Consider the following 17,524-nt stretch of genomic DNA (forward strand, 5'->3'; position numbering starts at 1 on the left):
CCGCCGGGCCGGACGCCAGCCCGTGGACGTCAGCCCGCGGACTCCAGCGCGGCGGCCTGCGCGAGCGCCAGCTCGCCGCAGCCGGCGGCGGCCAGGTCCAGCAGCGCGTTGAGCTCGCGGCGGTCGAACGGCGCGCCCTCGGCGGTGCCCTGGACCTCGACGAAGCGGCCGTCGTCGGTGCAGACGACGTTCATGTCGGTCTCGGCCCGCACGTCCTCCTCGTAGCAGAGGTCGAGCAGCGGGACCCCGTCCACGATGCCGACGCTGACGGCGGAGACCCCGCCGGTCAGCGGCTTGGCGCCCGCCTTGACGAGCTTCTTGGCGCGGGCCCAGGCGACGGCGTCGGCCAGCGCCACGTAGGCGCCGGTGATGGCGGCGGTGCGGGTGCCGCCGTCGGCCTGGAGGACGTCGCAGTCCAGGACGACGGTGTTCTCACCGAGCGCGCGGCAGTCGACGACCGCGCGCAGGGAGCGGCCGATCAGCCGGGAGATCTCGTGGGTCCGGCCGCCGATCTTGCCGCGGACGGACTCGCGGTCACCGCGCGTGTTGGTGGCGCGCGGCAGCATCGCGTACTCGCCGGTCACCCAGCCCTCGCCGCTGCCCCGGCGCCACCGGGGCACGCCCTCGGTGAACGAGGCGGTGCACAGCACCTTGGTGTCACCGAACGAGACCAGGACGGACCCTTCGGCGTGCTTGCTCCAGGCGCGTTCGATCGTGACGGGTCGGAGCTGTTCGGGGGTTCGGCCATCGATGCGAGACATGGTGGGGAGCCTAGCCGCTGTGCGGCGGCGGCCCCCACCGCCGGCCCGCCCGTCCCGGCGGGGGGCTCACTGGCCCGCGGGGCCCCGGCGCGCCGGGGGTCGGTGCGTCCCCGCAATCACGGCCGGACCGGTCCGGGGGGGGGCGGGGCCGTGCCAGGCAGCCGGCCGGTGGGCCGTCCGCGAGGGTCGTCCGGCGCTGCGGACGACCGGCAGCCGCCGCCGGGGCGGACCCGGAAGGGTCCGCGAACACGGTGTCAGCCCCGGGGCAGCGCGCCGGCGGGGTGGGGGTGGTACACGGCGCCGGGACGCGCCAGTTCCGTCGGACCGCCGAAGACGGCACGCGCGTGCAGCAGGTTGAGGTCGGCGTCGGTCCACGGCGGCACATGGGTGAGCACCAGCGAACCGGCGCGCGACCGGGCGGCGCACTCCCCCGCCTCGCGGCCCGTCATGTGGACGTCCGGCAGGTTTTCGCGGCCGTCGACGAAGGATGCCTCGCAGAGCAACAGGTCGGTGTCGCGGGCCAGTTCGTCCAGCGCCTGGCAGGGGCCGCTGTCGCCGGAGTAGGTGATGGCGGCGCCGTGGTGCTCGATCCGGAAGCCGTAGGCCTCGACGGGATGCCGCATCACCGCTGTCCGGAGCGAGAGCGGGCCCAGGGTGAACTCGTCGCCGTGGGCGAGGGTGCGGAAGTCGAAGACCTCACTCATCGACTTCTCGGTGGGGGTGTCGGCGTAGGCCGTGACCAGTCGTTCCTCGGTGCCCGCGGGCCCGTAGACCGGGATGGGCCGGCAGCGTCCGCCCTCGTGCCGGTAGTAGCGGGCGACGAAGTAGCCGCACATGTCGATGAAGTGGTCGGGGTGGAGATGGCTGATGACCACGGCGTCGATGTCGTACAGCCCGGAGTACTTCTGGAGCTCGCCGAGGGCGCCGTTGCCCAGGTCCAGCAGCAGTCGGTAGCCCTCTGCCTCGATGAGGTAGCTGGAGCAGGCCGAGTCCGCGGACGGGAACGACCCCGAACAGCCGACAACGGTGAGCTTCATGAGGGGGTGGACCTCCGTGATGGGGTTCATCGACTGTAAGTCGCGAACCGGCGCCACGCCCCTTCAGCGGCTTGGGGTGTGGGCGGAATCACCAGCGAATCACCGGCTCGGGGGACTCCGGTGTGACGGCGCGCACGCGTGTGCCCCTCGGGCCTCCCCGGACGGCGGTACCCGCCGCGCTCGCGGCGGGGACGCGCGTTCAGAGGAAGGCGCGCCCCTCGCCCCGGTAGGTCGGCACCTCGTCCACGACCCGGTCCCCCTCCACCAGGTGGAAGCTGTTGACCCGCTCGGCCAGCTCCCCGGCCTTGGCGTGGCGGAACCAGACACGCTCCCCCAGCGCCAGGGCGTCGGCCGCCGCGCCGACCAGCGGGGTCTGCACCTCGCCCGCGCCCTCGGTGGGGCTGTACCCGAGCCGGGCGGGGTGGGCGGGGCAGGCGGAGCGGGCGGGGACGTCAGGCCAGGGTGACCAGGTCGGCGTAGTCGGCGCTCCAGAGGTCCTCGACCCCGTCCGGCAGGAGGATGATCCGCTCCGGTTCCAGCGCGTCCACCGCGCCCTCGTCGTGGGTGACGAGGACGACGGCGCCGGTGAAGGTGCGCAGCGCGCCGAGGATCTCCTCGCGGCTGGCCGGGTCGAGGTTGTTGGTCGGCTCGTCCAGGAGGAGGACGTTGGCCGAGGAGACGACCAGGGTGGCAAGCGCCAGCCGGGTCTTCTCGCCGCCGGAGAGGACACCGGCGGGCTTGTCCACGTCGTCGCCCGAGAAGAGGAACGAGCCGAGGGTCTTGCGGACGTCCACGAGGTCCATGTCGGGCGCGGAGGAGCGCATGTTCTCCAGGACGGTCCGGTCCGGGTCGAGCGTCTCGTGCTCCTGTGCGTAGTAGCCCAGCTTCAGACCGTGGCCCGGGGCCACGCTGCCGGTGTCCGCGGGCTCCACGCCGGCCAGCAGCCGCAGCAGGGTCGTCTTGCCGGCGCCGTTGAGACCGAGGATGACGACGCGGGAACCGCGGTCGATCGCGAGGTCGACGTCGGTGAAGATCTCCAGCGACCCGTAGGACTTCGACAGCCCCTCGGCGGTCAGCGGGGTCTTCCCGCACGGGGCCGGGTCGGGGAAGCGCAGCTTGGCGACCTTGTCGGAGCGCCGCTGCTCCTCCAGCCCGGCCAGCAGCCGGTCCGCCCGCTTGGCCATGTTCTGCGCGGCGGTCGCCTTGGTCGCCTTGGCGCGCATCTTGTCGGCCTGGGAGTGCAGGGCCGCGGCCTTCTTCTCGGCGTTGGCGCGTTCCCGGCGGCGGCGGCGCTCGTCCGCCTCACGCTGGGTGAGGTACTGCTTCCACCCCATGTTGTAGACGTCGATGCGAGAGCGGTTGGCATCCAGGTAGAAGACCTTGTTGACCACCGTCTCGACCAGGTCGATGTCGTGGGAGATCACGATGAGGCCGCCGCGGAACGTGCGCAGGAAGTCCCGGAGCCAGACGACGGAGTCGGCGTCGAGGTGGTTGGTCGGCTCGTCGAGCAGCAGGGTGTCGGCGTCGGAGAACAGGATGCGCGCGAGCTCGACGCGGCGCCGCTGGCCGCCGGAGAGGGTGTGGAGCGGCTGGCCGAGGACCCGGTCGGGCAGCCCCAGGCTGGCCGCGATCGTCGCCGCCTCGGCCTCGGCGGCGTAGCCGCCCTTGGTGAGGAACTCGGTCTCCAGGCGCTCGTACTTGCGCATGGCCTTCTCGCGGGTGGCGCCCTTGCCGTTGGCCATGCGGTCCTCGTTCTCCCGCATGCGCGTGATCACGGTGTCGAGGCCGCGGGCGGAGAGGATGCGGTCGCGGGCCAGGCAGTCGAGGTCGCCGGTGCGCGGGTCCTGCGGCAGGTACCCGACCTCACCGCTGCGCGTGATGGTGCCGCCGGCGGGGACACCCTCACCGGCGAGGCACTTGGTCAGCGTGGTCTTTCCGGCACCGTTGCGCCCGACGAGACCGACGCGGTCGCCGGCGGCGACCCGGAACGAGGCGGACTCGATGAGGACGCGGGCACCGGCACGCAGTTCCACGGCATTGACGGCAATCATGGACAGAACTCCAGGCAAAGGGGTACGGGCGGGGTGTCGGGTCGGCGGCCGTTCTTGCGGGGGCCGCGGGGTCCGGCCCGCTAGTGCACGGGGAACAGCGTGTCCATGGCCGCCAGTCTACGGGCCCGGGGCAACTGGTCGTGGCGTGCGCCGGTGCCCGCGCCCGCGCACGCCCGCGCCCCGGACCGCCGCGGGTGCGGCGACCGGGGCGCGATCGGTGTCAGGCCTCGCCGGTGTGGACCTGGAACGCCGCCCGGCGCACCTTGCGGGCGACCACCGGGTCGGGAAGGGCGGCGGCCAACGCCACCAGCACCTGCACGGTCCGCGGGTGGCCGGTCGCCCGGATCTCCGCGAGGAGTCTCGGCACCGAGTCGTGGCCCGAGGTCTCCAGGTGCTCCACCAGCAGCCGCCCCTCGCCGTGGTCGGTGAGCGCGGCGGCGGTGTCGACCCAGAGCCAGGTGGCCTCCTCCCTCGTGAGGACCTCGGAGGCGTCGGCCGCCAGGTCCTCGGGGTCGGCACCGTCGTGCTCGGCCAGCCACAGCAGCGCGTAGGGACGCAGCGCGGTCTCGGCCGCCGCCTCCCGCACCGCCGGTTCGGCGGGTCCTCCCACGACGCGCAGCGCCTCGAAGGCGAGCGCCCGGATGAGCGCGTCCTCACCACGGGCCGCGGTCAGCAGTTCGGTCACGGCCGGGGCGGTGGTGCGGGCGGCCAGCCACGCCCGGTACTCGTCGCGCGCCGGTCCGGGGGTGAGCCGGATGCAGCCGCGCAGCATGTCCTCCGCGTTCTGCTCGATGTTGCCGGCCGGGCTCTGCGCGGCGACGCAGATCTGCTCCAGCTTGACCCAGACCGCCCAGTTGCCGAGCGGGGTGAGTACCGCCTGGCCGGACTCGCCCGGCCCCTGGCAGCGGGTGAGCGCGCCGACACCGGCGAAGCCGTCCAGTGCCCAGCCGAGGAGTTCGGTGAGCTCCTCCTCGGTGGGGTCGGGACCGGCGACGGCCACGCGGTGCCCGTCGCCGGCGGCGTCGGTGGCGGCGGCCCGCTCGTCGCGCAGCTCGGCGATCCGCTTGGTGAGCAGCTCCAGCAGGGCGGGTTCGGTGACCGGACCGGCCGACAGGTGCATCACCGAGAGGAACTGGGGCGCGGCGACGACGACTTCACCGACGAGTGCCGGGTCGGCCGCGGGCGGTGCCGGGTGGGCCAGCGACCAGCCGTCGAAGAGCGCGACCCAACCGCGGAGCACGGCGGAGTCGTCGCGGTCCCAGGCCCGTAGTCGCCAGCCGGCGCGGACGGTGTCGTGGTGGAACTCCACCAGGCCGGCCAACCGGGCGCGGTCCCAGTGGGCCTGTAGCTGGTCCGGCGGCATCCGCAGGTCCGCGGCTGCGCGTTCGGGCCCCGGCGCGGTGGCGCCGTCGGTGTCGGAGGCGGCGGTGAGTGGGGACCGGCCCACGGCCACGGCCCAGCGCGCGGCGCGCACCGCGCCGCCGAGGGCGGCGCGTGCCTGACGTGCCAGTCGCTCCTGCGACTTGAGCGCGGCAGGTGGCCTGGGAACGGGCCGGGAGCGCCCGGCGGCCACGGAACGGCGAGCCGTCGCGATGGCCGGCCGGGGGACGGAACGCAGTCTGGTGTCTCGCGGGGTACGGGACGTCACGGAAACAGTGTTCCTGGTGCCCCCCGAATCCCCAAACCGCACCCCCCGTTCACGATGACCGCCGAGGTCACCGGGTGTGCCCGGTGGCGCCGTCGGCGCGCCGCGCCGCGGCTCTCACAGCAGCGGGGTGATGAAACGGCGCAGCTCCTCCTCGTAGGCGGCGGGGTCCGCGTTCCAGATGGCGGCGTGTCCGGCCCGGCGCGCCACGTGGGTCGAGACGGCCTCGGGGTGGCGTGCCGCCAGGGCCCGGGAAGGCTCCCAGGGGGCGATCCGGTCATCGGGCCCGTGGGCGACGAGGGCCGGCAGCGGCGCGCCGGAGGGGCGTCGGGGCAGGTCGGGGACGGCGTCCGGGCCGGTGGCGCCCGCGGCGGCGGCGACCGCGAGCGGCAGCAGCGGGCGGCGGACGCCGCGTTCGGCGGCCAGCGCGCGCACGGTGGTGGCGCGGTGCAGGACCGGGGAGTCCAGGACGAGGCCGGCGATGCGACCGTGCAGTGGGGACCGTGCCGCCGCGCAGAGCGCCATGGTGGCGCCCACCGACCAGCCGAGCAGCAGCACGCGGCGGGCGCCGTACCCGGCGGCGTGGCGCAGCGCCGCGTCGGCGTCCCGCCACTCGGCGGCGCCGAGGCGGCTGAGGCGGTCGGGCGCGGAGCGGGTGCCGGGGTCGCCGCGGTAGGCGGGGACGAGGACGGGCAGCTCCTGCTCGGCCAGGAACGGCAGCAGGTTGAGGGCGAAGGCGCGGGTGGTGCCGATGCCGTGGAGGGCGATGACCCACAGGTCGCGGGCGCCGGGGACGAACCAGGCGGGGAGCGGTCCGAGTTCGGACGGGATCTCCGTGTCGGCGTAGTCGATGCCGAGCGCGCTGCGGGGGTCGCCGGTGTGCAGCTGCGGGGTCAGGGTGAGGCGGGTGCCGGGGGCGGGCGGGCCACCGACGGTGCGCAGGAGGCGGCGGCGGGGGGTGCCGTCGGTGCCGGTGTCCGCCTCGGGCGGCCCGAGTTCGGCACGTCCGGCTGCCCAGGTCACGGCGTAGCGGCCGGGCGGCAGCGGGTCCGGCGTCCGGGTGAAGGTGATGTGCCGCTCGTCGGCGGCCAGCACGGTGAGGCCGTCGTTGCGGAAGCCGGCGGGTACGGCGTCGCGGGCCGGGGGCCGCAGGGCGGTCCGGCCGCCGCGGCGCCCGGCGGCGGCTATCGCCGCCGCCGAGCCGAGGAGGGTGGTGGCGGTCATCGCCGCCGCGGTGCGTGCGCGCATGCCCTCCACCATGACGGGGCGGCGGCGCCGAGGCGAGTGGGCGCGCGCGGGAGGGTGAGGTTCTCCCCACGAATCGGTTCCCGGCGGGGATGTGTCTCTGCCGGGGGGCCCGGCGCTGCCCGGTGGAGGGGCTCCGGTCCCGGCCCAGGTCCCGGTGGGGACACGGGGCCGCGGTCAGTCGCCGGTCGGTGGGGTCTCCTGCCGGCCGTAGCCGCCGAGACGGGCCGTGGCCTCGGCGAACTGCTCCGGGCTCAGCAGCGAGGGACGCGCCCCGGGGACGGCTGCGGCGGTGAGCCACAGCCGGCACAGCCACTCCAGCTGCGCGGTGCGGTCGTACGCCTGCTCCAGGGCCTGCTCGGCACGGCCGGTGCCGTAGGTCACGGCGCCGTGGTTGCGGAGCAGGCAGCCCGAGCGGTCGCGCAGCGCCCGGACGGTGTGGTGGGCCAGTTCCGGGCTGCCGTACAGGGCGTAGGGGGCCACGCGGACAGGGCCGCCGAGGAGGCCCCCGACGTAGTGGGCGGCCGGCACCTCGTCGTGGAGCAGGGAGACCGCGGTGGCGTGCAGGGCGTGGGTGTGGACGATCGCGGTGGCCGGTGTCCCGCGGTAGACCGCGAGGTGGAGCGGGAGTTCGCTGGTGGGCGCGAGGGCGCCGTGGACGCGGGTGCCGTCGGTCCGGACCGCGAGGAGGTCGACGGCGCCGAGGCGGTCGTACGGCACGCCGGTGGGGGTAATCAGGATCAGCTCCCCGACCCGGGCGGAGAGGTTGCCGGAGGTGCCGACGACCAGGCCGTCCGCGACGGTACGGCGGGCGGTGGCGAGGAGGTGGCTCCAGGCCGCGGCCAGCTCCGGCGGGTACGGGAGGGCGGGGCGGTCGGGGTGCGCGCGCGGCGGGTCGGCGGTCATGGCCGGACCGTAGCGGAGTGCGGCGGACGGCGGGCCGGGCCCGGGGCGGTGGCCCCGGGCCCGGCCGGTGGTCAGTCGCGGCCTGCGGCGCGGCGGCGGAGGAACATCAGCCCACCGCCGGCGGCGACCAGCGCGGCGGCGCCGGCGGCGATGACCGGGGTGCGGGAGTCGCCCCCGGTCTCGGCGAGGTCGGGGGTCCTGGTCTCGACCTCCTCCTCTCCCCCGGTCTGCGGGGTCTTGCCGGGCTCCTCGGGCTCCGGCTCCGGCTCCGGCTCGGGTGCCGCCTCGGGGCTCTCGCAGGCGGCTGCGGCCAGGGTGACGCTGCCCTCGACCTCGGCGACGTTGAGGGCGAGGGGGTTGACGGAGACCCGCAGGTCCAGGGCGGTCGCGGCGGCGGTGGTGTCGCTCGTCTCCCGGTGCGCGAGGGAGAGCTCGACCTGACCGATCGCGGGGACGTCGACGGAGGTGGTGCCGCCGACGGTCACGGCGACCTCGGTGCCCAGGACCTTGACGGTGGCGGGCAGTTCGGCGACGGCCTCCGGCTGTTCACCGGCGGTGCAGGTGGCACGGGCGGTGACCGACTCGACCTCGATGAGCGAGGTGCCCGGGAGGCCGGGGACGTGGACCGCCGCGTTGACGAGGGTGACCTCGCCGACGGCGGTCCCGTCGTCGACCGAGGCGGTCGCGGAGGCGACGTCGGCGCGCAGCAGGTGGAAGGGCTTGCCCTGGTCGACGCCGTCCAGCGTCGCGGTGAGCGCCGTCTTCTCGGCGGCGTCGAGGGCGCCCTCGGGTGCGCTGACCTCGTTGAGCGTGAGGTCCAGCGGCAGCTCCACGGCCTTGTTCAGCAGGGACACCTGCAGGCCGGAGCGGAGCACCGCGGCGCTCGCCTTGCCCTTCTCGCCGCTCTCCTCGGCCCCGGTGGCGACGGCGGGAGCGGCGCTGCCGAGGAGGAGGGCGGTGGCGATCAGGGTCGCCGCCCGGCGCGGGCCGGGTCGGCGGAAGGCAGAGTTGTACACGGGTCGAACCCCCACGGAAATCACGGTGAACGCCGCCGTCGTACGCCGGTGGGACACCGGCGCGGAGAGCGGCTGGGACGTCGCCATCCTTGACGCCCGTACGGGTGATGGGAGGGGTTCCTCAACGCCTTCACCCGTACGGGGAACAGTCGGCTCGGCGTGCGATTTCCCGATCGCCGCATCCCGTCCTCCCGGACGGGTGTGCGTATTCGCTCACCCGGGTGGCGCAGCGCAGCCCGACGCGGTGCGGCGCGTGCGGCGGTCGTCGCGCCGCCGGTCGACGCGCGTTGCGCCTCCCTCGTTCGTGCGACCCCGCCCGGCCGCACTGGAGGCGCAGGCGGGCCGGGCGGACGTACGGGTGGTCGGGTCGGGTGGCGGCGGCGCACCACAGCACCGCAGCACCGCAGCACCGGGGCACCGGGGCATGGCGGCCCCGCGGCTTCAGGCGACGACGCGCCCGTCGAGGACCACGCGCCGGGGTGCCGCCATCACGCGGACGTCGTCGCGTGGGTCCGACTCGTAGACCACCAGGTCCGCCGGTGCTCCCTCGACGAGCCCCGGCCGCCCCAGCCAGGCACGCCCGGCCCAGGAGGCGGCGGCGACGACGTCGGGGGCGGGGATGCCGGCGCGCACCAATTCGGCGACCTCCCGGGCGATCAGACCGTGCGGGATGGTGCCGCCCGCGTCGGTCCCGGGGTAGACCGGGACCCCGGCCTCCCAGGCGGCGCGCACCGTGTCGTAGCGGGCCGCGTGGAGCGCCCGCATGTGGGCGGCCCACCGGGGGAACTTCCCCTCGCCGCTCGCCGCCAGACTCGGGAAGGTGGCGATGTTGACCAGCGTGGGGACGATGGCGACCCCGCGCTCGGCGAACCGGGGGATGGTCTCCTCGGTGAGCCCGGTCGCGTGCTCCACGCAGTCGATCCCGGCGCCCAGGAGGTCCGGGAGGGATTCGGCCGCGAAGCAGTGCGCGGTGACCCGCGCGCCCTCCTCGTGGGCGGCGGCGACGGCCTCGCGGAGCGCGTCGGCGGGCCAGCAGGGCGCGAGGTCGCCGCGGTCGCGGTCGATCCAGTCGCCGACGAGCTTGACCCAGCCGTCCCCGGCGCGGGCCTCACGCCGCACACAGGCGGGGAGGTCGGCGGGTTCGACCTCGTGGCCGTAGTTGCGGATGTAGCGGCGAGGGCGGGCGATGTGCCGTCCGGCGCGGACCACGCGGGGCAGGTCCGCGCGGCCGTCGATCCAGCGGGTGTCGGAGGGCGAGCCGGCGTCCCGCAGCAGCAGGACCCCCGCCTCGCGCTCGATGACGGCCTGCTTCTCGGCCGCGGCGGCGTCGATCGCGCCGTGCTGGTCGAGCCCGATGTGGCAGTGGGCGTCGATCAGGCCGGGCAGCGCCCAGCCGGACACGGTGACGGCGTCACGGGCGCCCGTCGGCGGGGTGAGGCTCACGCGGCCGTCGACGGCCCAGATCTCGTCGAGGACGTCGTCGGGCCCGGGCCCGGTGAGCACGCGGCCGGTGACCCGGAGGACCGGTCGCTCCTGGGGTGAAGTCATGGCGGCAGGCTACGAGTTGTCGGCGGGTGACGCACCGGTGGTTCCGGGGATTTCAGCGGCATTGTGCAGTGATGAAATCTGCGGGAACGTCGCGGACAAGAATGCCGGAGCCCCGGGGGCCTAGGGCCCCATCTGCTGCTGCCCAGCCCCCCGATGCCTAAACAAAACGCATTGAGTTTCACTGGATCAACGATTGCCCCTCGCAGAAGTCATCGATGTTACGGATCTGTGACCAAGCCAACACCCTGTCCGCTTCGTGGGGAAATATCAGCACGAGACCACCCGAACCACCCCCCGATCCGAGCTACTTTCACACCCCTCCCATAGCACGTTCCAGCGCCTCTGTGAACCGCGCCTGGCGATGCAATCTTCGCATTTGCTGGGTAAATTCGATAGACATGACCTCCGCACAAGCAGACCATGCACGTGCCCCCGTTAAAAGCGCAGAAATGCCCGAGGGATTGAAGCTCGACTATCCACGACTGGAGGACGGCGCGGCGCTCTGGCGCATCGCGCGGGACTCGCGGGTTCTCGATCTCAACTCCTCGTACAGCTACTTGCTGTGGTGCCGCGACCACAGCGCCACGTCCATCGTGGCGCGGGACGCGGACGGCGAGCCGGTCGGCTTCATCACCGGCTATCTGCGCCCGCAGGACAAGCGCACCCTCTTCGTCTGGCAGGTCGCCGTTGACCAGAGCCAGCGTGGACGCGGCCTGGCGGCGGCGATGCTCGGGACGCTGGTCGACCGCACCGCGGAGGAGCTGGGCGTGGAGTTCGTGGAGACCACGGTCACCGAGGACAACGCGCCCTCCAACCGGTTGTTCACCTCCTTCGCCGAACGGCACAGCGCGACGATGCGCAGCGACGTCCTGCTCGACGCCGACGTCTTCCCGGACGAGGGCCACGAGCCGGAGGTGCTCCACCGCATCGGGCCCCTCGCCGCCTGACGGAACCACCGCCCCGGACCGCCTCCGCAGCCAGCACCGCGCCGCCGCACCGGACAACGACGTACCGGACCGCGCCGCGACCGCTCCCACACCCCCGGGAGCCACGTCGTACCCAGCGCCCCGACGCGCCGCGCGACGCCCGCAGGAGGACGACGCGCCGACCGACGACGCACCGCGACGGGACGCCCACCCGGCCCGCATCCCGCACGCACCCGAACCTCAGGAGAGAACGCCGTGACCATCACCCAGCCCGACCTCAGTGTCTTCGAGACCGTCGAGTCGGAGGTCCGCAGCTACTGCCGTGCCTGGCCCGCCATCTTCGACCGCGCCCAGGGCAGCTACCTCTTCGACGAGGACGGCCACCGCTACCTCGACTTCTTCGCCGGCGCGGGGTCTCTGAACTACGGGCACAACAACCCGGTCCTCAAACGCGCCCTCCTGGACTACCTGGAGCGCGACGGCATCACCCACGGCCTGGACATGTCCACCACGGCCAAGCGGGCGTTCCTGGAGACGTTCCGCGACGTGATCCTGCGTCCGCGCGAGATGGACCACAAGGTGATGTTCCCGGGGCCGACCGGCACCAACGCCGTGGAGTCGGCGCTGAAGCTGGCCCGCAAGGTCAAGGGACGCGAGTCCATCGTCTCCTTCACCAACGCCTTTCACGGCATGTCGCTGGGGTCGCTGGCGGTCACCGGCAACGCCTTCAAGCGCGCCGGCGCCGGTATCCCGCTGGTCCACGGCACCCCGATGCCCTTCGACGACTACCTCGACGGCCGCACGCCCGACTTCATCTGGTTCGAGCGCCTGCTGGAGGACTCGGGTTCCGGTCTCAACCAGCCGGCCGCGGTCATCGTGGAGACGGTCCAGGGCGAGGGCGGCATCAACGTGGCGCGCGCCGAGTGGCTGCGGGCGCTCGCGGACCTGTGCCGCCGCTACGACATGCTCCTCATCGTGGACGACATCCAGATGGGCTGCGGTCGCACGGGCGCCTTCTTCTCGTTCGAGGAGGCGGGCATCCAGCCCGACATCATCACCGTCTCCAAGTCCATCAGCGGCTACGGCCTGCCGTTGGCGCTCACGCTGTTCAAGCCGGAGCTGGACGTCTGGGAGCCCGGTGAGCACAACGGCACCTTCCGCGGCAACAACCCGGCGTTCGTGACCGCCGCCGCTGCGCTGGACGCCTACTGGCAGGACGGCCAGATGGAGAAGCAGACCATGGCCCGCGGTGAGCAGGTCGAGGCCGCTCTCGCCGGCATCGTCCGCGAGCACCCCGAGGCCGGGGGGCACTTCCGCGGGCGCGGCCTGGTGTGGGGCATGGAGTTCCCCGACAAGGAGCGTGCGGGCCGCATCTGCCGCCGCGCCTTCGAGCTCGGGCTGCTGGTCGAGACCTCCGGACCGGAGAGCGAGGTCGTCAAGCTGCTTCCCGCGCTGACCATCTCGCCCGAGGAGCTCGACGAGGGCCTGCGCATCCTGGCGCGCGCCGTGCGCGAGGCCGGCTGACCTGCCCGAGCGGCACCCCGGGGCGCGCGACCGCGCGTTCCGGTGAACCCGTTGTAACGACGGCGGCACCGTCCGGTGGAGGTTCGCGTGAGAGGTTTCGCGCTGCGGCTTGCCGGACCGTCCGCAGGAAGGCACCGTGAAGAAGTGATCGTCCGTTCCCTCAGCGACATCGAAGGCACCGACCGGGACGTGAGGTCCGCGTCCGGCACCTGGCGCAGCAAGCGCCTCGTGCTCGCCAAGGAGCGGGTCGGGTTCTCGCTGCACGAGACGGTGCTCTACGCGGGTACCGAGACGTCGATGTGGTACGCCAACCACATCGAGGCCGTGCTCTGCGTCGAGGGCGAGGCGGAGCTGACCGACGACGACACGGGCGAGGTGCACTGGATCCGTCCGGGAACCATGTACCTGCTCGACGGACACGAGAAGCACACCCTGCGACCCAAGACCGACTTCCGCGTGGTCTGCGTCTTCAACCCGCCGGTGACCGGCCGGGAGGACCACGACGAGAACGGTGTCTATCCGCTGCTCACCGAGCCCGCGGAGGACTGACACACACCAAGGGCCCCGGCTCCGGGCTACCGCCACCCCCTCGGACGCGCCGGCGGCGCCGGTGCACCCCCTTCGGGGCGGCACGGGACCAGCTCACGCAAGAGATCCCAAACGAGAGGATGGCACACCATGACGACCGCACCCGCGCAGATCGCCGACCTCTACCCCACGCGCGGTGAGAGCGAAGTGATCACCGAACGTCAGGACCCGGTCGTCTGGTCGGAGCCCGGTGCTTCCGGCCCGATCGGCGCAACGGACCTGGCCTCCTTCGACCACGACGGCTTTCTCGCGATCGACCAGCTCATCAGTCCGACGGAGGTGGAGCTGTACCACGGCGAGCTGGAGCGGCTCACCACCGACCCGACGATCAAGTCCGACCCGCGCTCGATCGTGGAGCCCCGGTCCGACAAGATCCGCACCGTCTTCGAGGTGCACCGGATCAGCGAGATCTTCGCCGCCCTGGTACGCGACCAGCGCCTGGCGGACCGCGCCCGGCAGATCCTCGGTTCGGACGTGTACGTCCACCAGAGCCGCATCAACGTGAAGCCGGGCTTCGGTGCGACCGGCTTCTACTGGCACTCCGACTTCGAGACCTGGCACGCGGAGGACGGGATGCCCCGCATGCGGGCAGTCTCGGTCTCCATCGCTCTCACCCGGAACCACGACACCAACGGCGGGCTGATGATCATGCCCGGCTCCCACCGCACCTTCCTGGGGTGTGAGGGCGCCACGCCGGAGGACAACTACAAGAAGTCGCTCCAGATGCAGGACGCGGGCATCCCGTCCGACGAGCGGCTGACGCGACTGGCGGACGCCCACGGCATCAAGCTGTTCACCGGCGCCGCGGGCTCGGCGACCTGGTTCGACTGCAACGCGATGCACGGCTCGGGGGACAACATCACGCCGTTCCCGCGTTCGAACGTCTTCATCGTCTTCAACAGCGTGGAGAACACCGTGGTGGAGCCGTTCGCGGCGCCGGTGCCGCGTCCTGAGTACATCGGCGCACGGGACTTCACCCCGGTGCGTTGACCCGGGGGGCGGACGCCGCGTCAGACGTCCTCGGACGACGTCCGTACGACGGCGACGCGGCGTCCGGCAACCGAAGGGACCCTCGCGACGGTCCGTCGGGCTTGCTCCCCGCGGTGGGCGGTGGCAGGTTGGCCTGGCCGAGAACCGATCCGAGGGTGAGACCGTGTCACAATCCGAATCGAACCCGTCCGCCGACCAGCGGTCCTCCCAGGACCAGGGTCGGACGGCGGCGAGTCCGAGGACCGCTCACGGCGGATCCTCCCCCGGCAGTGGATAGGCCTGCCGGCGGGACCCGTACTGGCCGCGATCGTGCGGTTGATCCTGCCGGACTCCCTGTCCGCCGACGGCAAGAACGTGGCGGCGGTGGCGGTCGTCATGGCCGTGTGGTGGATGACCGAGGCGATCCCGTTGCCCGCCACGGCGCTCGTCCCGCTGGTGGCGTTCCCCTTCCTGGACATCGCGCCGCTCTCCGAGGCGGCCGGGCCCTACGCCAGCGACACCATCTTCCTGTTCCTCGGCGGCTTCACCATCGCGCTGGCGATGCAGCGTTGGAACCTCCACGTACGGTTCGCGCTGGCGACGGTGATGGTCGTCGGCACCTCCCCGGTGCGCATGATCGGCGGCTTCATGCTCGCCACCGGTCTGCTGTCGATGTGGATCTCCAACACCGCGACCGCCGTGATGATGCTGCCGATGGGTATCGCGGTGCTCGGCCTGGTGGCGCAGCTGGGTGACGGCAAGCGCGCCCCGAACTTCGCGACCGCGCTGATGCTGGGCATCGCGTACGCGGCGTCGGTCGGTTCGTTCGCCACGATCATCTCCACTCCGCCCAACGCGTTCCTGCGTGAGTACATGCAGAACGAGCACGACATCAGCATCGGCTTCTTCCAGTGGATGATGTTCGGCGTCCCGCTGTCGCTGACGTTCCTGGTGCTGATCTGGCTGGTGCTGACCCGCCTCGTCTTCCGTCCGGAGATCAAGGAGATCCCCGGCGGTCGCGAGATGATCGAGGAGCGGCGCCGCGAGCTCGGGCCGATGAGCTTCGCCGAGAAGATGGTGCTGGTCGTCTTCGTCTCCGCCGCCCTCGCCTGGGTGCTGGTGCCCCAGTTGGAGAACCTGTGGGCGTGGCCGGCCGCGCTGGGCGACTCCGGTGTCGCGATCTGCGCCGCGCTGCTGATGCTGACGCTGCCGGCCCGCCGCGACGGTGGCCGACGGCTGCTGGTCTGGGAGGACACCAAGGAGCTGCCGTGGGGCATCCTGCTGCTGTTCGGCGGCGGTCTGAGCCTCTCGGCGCAGTTCGGGGCGACGGGGCTCAGCGAGTGGGTGGGCGACCAGGTCAGCGCTCTGGAGGCGATCCCGACGCTGTTGCTGGTGTTCGCGATCCTGGTGCTGGTGCTGGCGTTGACGGAGCTGACGAGCAACACGGCGACCGCGGCGACGTTCATCCCGATCGTGGGCGGCGTGGCGCTGGGCTTCGGTCTCGACCCGATGCTGCTGGTGCTGCCGGTGGCGTTGGCCGCCACCTGCTCGTTCATGCTGCCGGTGGCGACGCCGCCGAACGCGATCGTCTTCTCCACCGGTCACGTCACCATCGGCCAGATGGTCAAGGGCGGCGCGGTGCTGAACGTGCTGTCGCTGGTCCTGGTGACGCTGGCGACGTACTCGCTGGGCGCCTGGGTCTTCGGGTACGCCCTGTAGGGCCTCCCGCCGCTCCGCGCCGGGCACGACGACGGGCCGCCGCCCCGTGTGGGGTGGCGGCCCGTCGTCTTGGTCCGGGTCCACGGGTGGCACGGCGGGGTGCGCGCGGTCAGCGGATGCCGAGGACCTGCTCGATGGGGTCGATCGCGAAGAACACCAGGAACGCCGCCGCGGTCGCCCACATCAGCCAGTGCACCTCGCGGACGCGGCCCAGCGCGGTCTTCACCACGACGTAGGTGATGAAGCCGGCGCCGATGCCGTGGGTGATCGAGTAGGTGAACGGCATCACCGCGATGATCACGAAGGCGGGAATGGCGATGTCGTACGCCTTCCAGTCCACGCCGACGACCTGCGTCATCATCAGGAACCCGACCACGACCAGCGCCGGTGAGGCCGCCTGCGCGGGGACGGTGGCGGCCAGCGGCGCGAAGAACAGCGCGAGGGCGAAGAGTCCGCCGGTGACGAGGTTGGCGAGCCCGGTGCGGGCGCCCTCCCCCACCCCTGAGGCCGACTCGATGTAGGCCGTGTTGGAGGAGGCGGAGCAGGCACCGCCGCCGACGGTGGCGAGGCCGTCCACCAGCAGCAGTCGGCCCAGACGCGGCGGACGGCCGTCCTTCAGCAGTCCGGCCTCGTTGGTGACGGCGACGGCGGTGCCCATGGTGTCGAAGAAGTCGGTGAGGAAGAGGGTGAAGATCAGCAGCAGCACCGTGATGACGCTGATCTGACCGAACGCACCGAAGAGGCTGAACTCGCCGACGAGGCCGAAGTCCGGCATCGCCACGATGTCGTCGAGGCCGCGCGGCAGCTCGGGGGTGGTGAGACCCCAGGCGATGTCATCCGCGAGGGTGTTGATGGCGACGGCCAGCGCCGTGGTGGCGACGATGCTGATCAGGATGGCGCCCTTGACCTTGCGGGCCATCAGCACGAACGTCAGCAGCACGCCGACGCAGAAGACGAGGACGGGCCAGCCGCGCAGCACCCCGCCGTCGCCGAGGGTGACGGGGGTGCCGTCACCCGGGCCGGCGAAGCCGGCGTTGATCACGCCGATGAAGGCGATGAAGAGACCGATGCCGACCCCGATGGCCTGCTTTATCGGCATCGGGATGGCCTGCATGACCTTCTCCCGCAGCCCGGTCAGGGCCAGCGCGATGATCAGCAGTCCTTCCAGGACGACCAGGCCCATCGCCTCGGGCCAGGTCATGATCGGGGCCAGTCCGTAGGCGACCATCGCGTTCAGTCCGAGCCCGGCGGCGAGCGCGATGGGCAGGTTGGCGGTGACCCCCATGAGGATCGTCATGACCGCGGCGACGAGGGCGGTGACGGTGACGAGCTGACCGATGTCGAGCTGGTCGCCGTTGACGTCGGTGCTGCCGCCGAGGATCACCGGGTTCAGCACCAGGATGTAGGCCATGGTGAAGAAGGTGACCAGACCGCCGCGGACCTCCCGGCCGACGGTCGAACCGCGTTCGGCTATCTGGAAGAACGCGTCCAGGCGCCCCGCGGGCGTCTTCGCGCCCGGGGCGGCGTCGGTCGGGGTCGTGCTCATGGGTGGTCCTCACGGAGGTCGCGTCGGCGCCGGGACGGCGGGA

The 17,524-nt window shown here is 72.8% G+C and carries 14 protein-coding genes and 1 pseudogene; 5 read left to right on the forward strand and 10 right to left on the reverse strand.

The window, feature by feature from the left end; translation table 11 throughout:
- Positions 1–29: 29 nt before the first annotated feature.
- From rph to HCJ92_RS07325, 9 genes and pseudogenes are all read right to left on the reverse strand, one after another.
- Positions 30–761: a ribonuclease PH gene (gene rph, locus HCJ92_RS07285; RefSeq protein WP_167932624.1), complete on the reverse strand. Its 732-nt coding sequence runs from the start codon at positions 759–761 to the stop codon at positions 30–32.
- 254 nt (positions 762–1,015) lie between these two features.
- Positions 1,016–1,798 carry an MBL fold metallo-hydrolase gene (locus HCJ92_RS07290; protein ID WP_167932643.1) on the reverse strand — a complete coding sequence of 261 codons (783 nt, stop codon included), beginning with the start codon at positions 1,796–1,798 and terminating at the stop codon, positions 1,016–1,018.
- Between the two features lie 199 nt (positions 1,799–1,997).
- Positions 1,998–2,240, reverse strand: a pseudogene (locus tag HCJ92_RS07295) (hypothetical protein); the annotation flags it as partial.
- Positions 2,241–2,250: 10 nt separating this feature from the next.
- On the reverse strand, positions 2,251–3,849 hold the full coding sequence (locus tag HCJ92_RS07300; RefSeq protein WP_167932625.1) for an ABC-F family ATP-binding cassette domain-containing protein: 1,599 nt from the start codon (positions 3,847–3,849) through the stop codon (positions 2,251–2,253).
- A gap of 220 nt (positions 3,850–4,069) precedes the next feature.
- Positions 4,070–5,497: a hypothetical protein gene (locus HCJ92_RS07305; protein ID WP_167932626.1), complete on the reverse strand. Its 1,428-nt coding sequence runs from the start codon at positions 5,495–5,497 to the stop codon at positions 4,070–4,072.
- 114 nt (positions 5,498–5,611) lie between these two features.
- Positions 5,612–6,742, reverse strand: a complete 1,131-nt coding sequence (locus HCJ92_RS07310; protein ID WP_167932627.1) for an alpha/beta hydrolase family protein — start codon at positions 6,740–6,742, stop codon at positions 5,612–5,614.
- 174 nt (positions 6,743–6,916) lie between these two features.
- Positions 6,917–7,645 (reverse strand): class II aldolase/adducin family protein, encoded by a 729-nt coding sequence (locus HCJ92_RS07315; RefSeq protein WP_167932628.1) that lies wholly within the window; start codon positions 7,643–7,645, stop codon positions 6,917–6,919.
- Between the two features lie 71 nt (positions 7,646–7,716).
- Positions 7,717–8,661 (reverse strand): SCO1860 family LAETG-anchored protein, encoded by a 945-nt coding sequence (locus HCJ92_RS07320; RefSeq protein WP_167932629.1) that lies wholly within the window; start codon positions 8,659–8,661, stop codon positions 7,717–7,719.
- A 441-nt stretch (positions 8,662–9,102) separates the two neighbouring features.
- The gene (locus HCJ92_RS07325) at positions 9,103–10,209 is read right to left on the reverse strand and encodes an amidohydrolase family protein (RefSeq protein ID WP_167932630.1); all 1,107 of its coding nucleotides are present in this window, start codon (positions 10,207–10,209) and stop codon (positions 9,103–9,105) included.
- Between the two features lie 449 nt (positions 10,210–10,658).
- On the opposite strand from HCJ92_RS07325, the gene ectA reads away from it, so the two are divergent.
- The 5 genes from ectA (at position 10,659) to HCJ92_RS07350 (ending at position 15,935) form a co-directional block, all read left to right on the forward strand.
- Positions 10,659–11,156, forward strand: coding sequence for a diaminobutyrate acetyltransferase (ectA, locus tag HCJ92_RS07330; protein WP_167932631.1), 498 nt, complete (start codon positions 10,659–10,661; stop codon positions 11,154–11,156).
- Positions 11,157–11,390: 234 nt separating this feature from the next.
- Positions 11,391–12,659, forward strand: coding sequence for a diaminobutyrate--2-oxoglutarate transaminase (gene ectB / locus HCJ92_RS07335; protein WP_167932632.1), 1,269 nt, complete (start codon positions 11,391–11,393; stop codon positions 12,657–12,659).
- Positions 12,660–12,803: 144 nt separating this feature from the next.
- Positions 12,804–13,208, forward strand: a complete 405-nt coding sequence (locus tag HCJ92_RS07340) for an ectoine synthase (RefSeq protein WP_167932633.1) — start codon at positions 12,804–12,806, stop codon at positions 13,206–13,208.
- A 129-nt stretch (positions 13,209–13,337) separates the two neighbouring features.
- Positions 13,338–14,237, forward strand: a complete 900-nt coding sequence (gene thpD / locus HCJ92_RS07345) for an ectoine hydroxylase (RefSeq protein ID WP_167932634.1) — start codon at positions 13,338–13,340, stop codon at positions 14,235–14,237.
- 309 nt (positions 14,238–14,546) lie between these two features.
- On the forward strand, positions 14,547–15,935 hold the full coding sequence (locus tag HCJ92_RS07350) for an SLC13 family permease (RefSeq protein WP_209310825.1): 1,389 nt from the start codon (positions 14,547–14,549) through the stop codon (positions 15,933–15,935).
- Positions 15,936–16,044: 109 nt separating this feature from the next.
- On the opposite strand, the gene HCJ92_RS07355 is transcribed toward HCJ92_RS07350, so the two are convergent.
- Positions 16,045–17,481 (reverse strand): NCS2 family permease, encoded by a 1,437-nt coding sequence (locus tag HCJ92_RS07355; RefSeq protein ID WP_167932635.1) that lies wholly within the window; start codon positions 17,479–17,481, stop codon positions 16,045–16,047.
- Positions 17,482–17,524 lie beyond the last annotated feature (43 nt).

It is taken from the genome of Streptomyces spiramenti, assembly GCF_012034385.1.
Taxonomy (GTDB): domain Bacteria; phylum Actinomycetota; class Actinomycetes; order Streptomycetales; family Streptomycetaceae; genus Streptomyces; species Streptomyces spiramenti.

Bases quoted from the DNA above. Each gene is read 5' to 3' on its own strand.
- HCJ92_RS07325 (WP_167932630.1), bottom strand. From the start codon at position 10,209: ATGACTTCACCCCAGGAGCGACCGGTCCTCCGGGTCACCGGCCGCGTG.
- HCJ92_RS07300 (WP_167932625.1), bottom strand. From the start codon at position 3,849: ATGATTGCCGTCAATGCCGTGGAACTGCGTGCCGGTGCCCGCGTCCTC.
- HCJ92_RS07315 (WP_167932628.1), bottom strand. From the start codon at position 7,645: ATGACCGCCGACCCGCCGCGCGCGCACCCCGACCGCCCCGCCCTCCCG.
- HCJ92_RS07310 (WP_167932627.1), bottom strand. From the start codon at position 6,742: ATGCGCGCACGCACCGCGGCGGCGATGACCGCCACCACCCTCCTCGGC.
- thpD (WP_167932634.1), top strand. From the start codon at position 13,338: ATGACGACCGCACCCGCGCAGATCGCCGACCTCTACCCCACGCGCGGT.
- ectA (WP_167932631.1), top strand. From the start codon at position 10,659: ATGCCCGAGGGATTGAAGCTCGACTATCCACGACTGGAGGACGGCGCG.
- rph (WP_167932624.1), bottom strand. From the start codon at position 761: ATGTCTCGCATCGATGGCCGAACCCCCGAACAGCTCCGACCCGTCACG.
- HCJ92_RS07355 (WP_167932635.1), bottom strand. From the start codon at position 17,481: ATGAGCACGACCCCGACCGACGCCGCCCCGGGCGCGAAGACGCCCGCG.
- HCJ92_RS07290 (WP_167932643.1), bottom strand. From the start codon at position 1,798: ATGAAGCTCACCGTTGTCGGCTGTTCGGGGTCGTTCCCGTCCGCGGAC.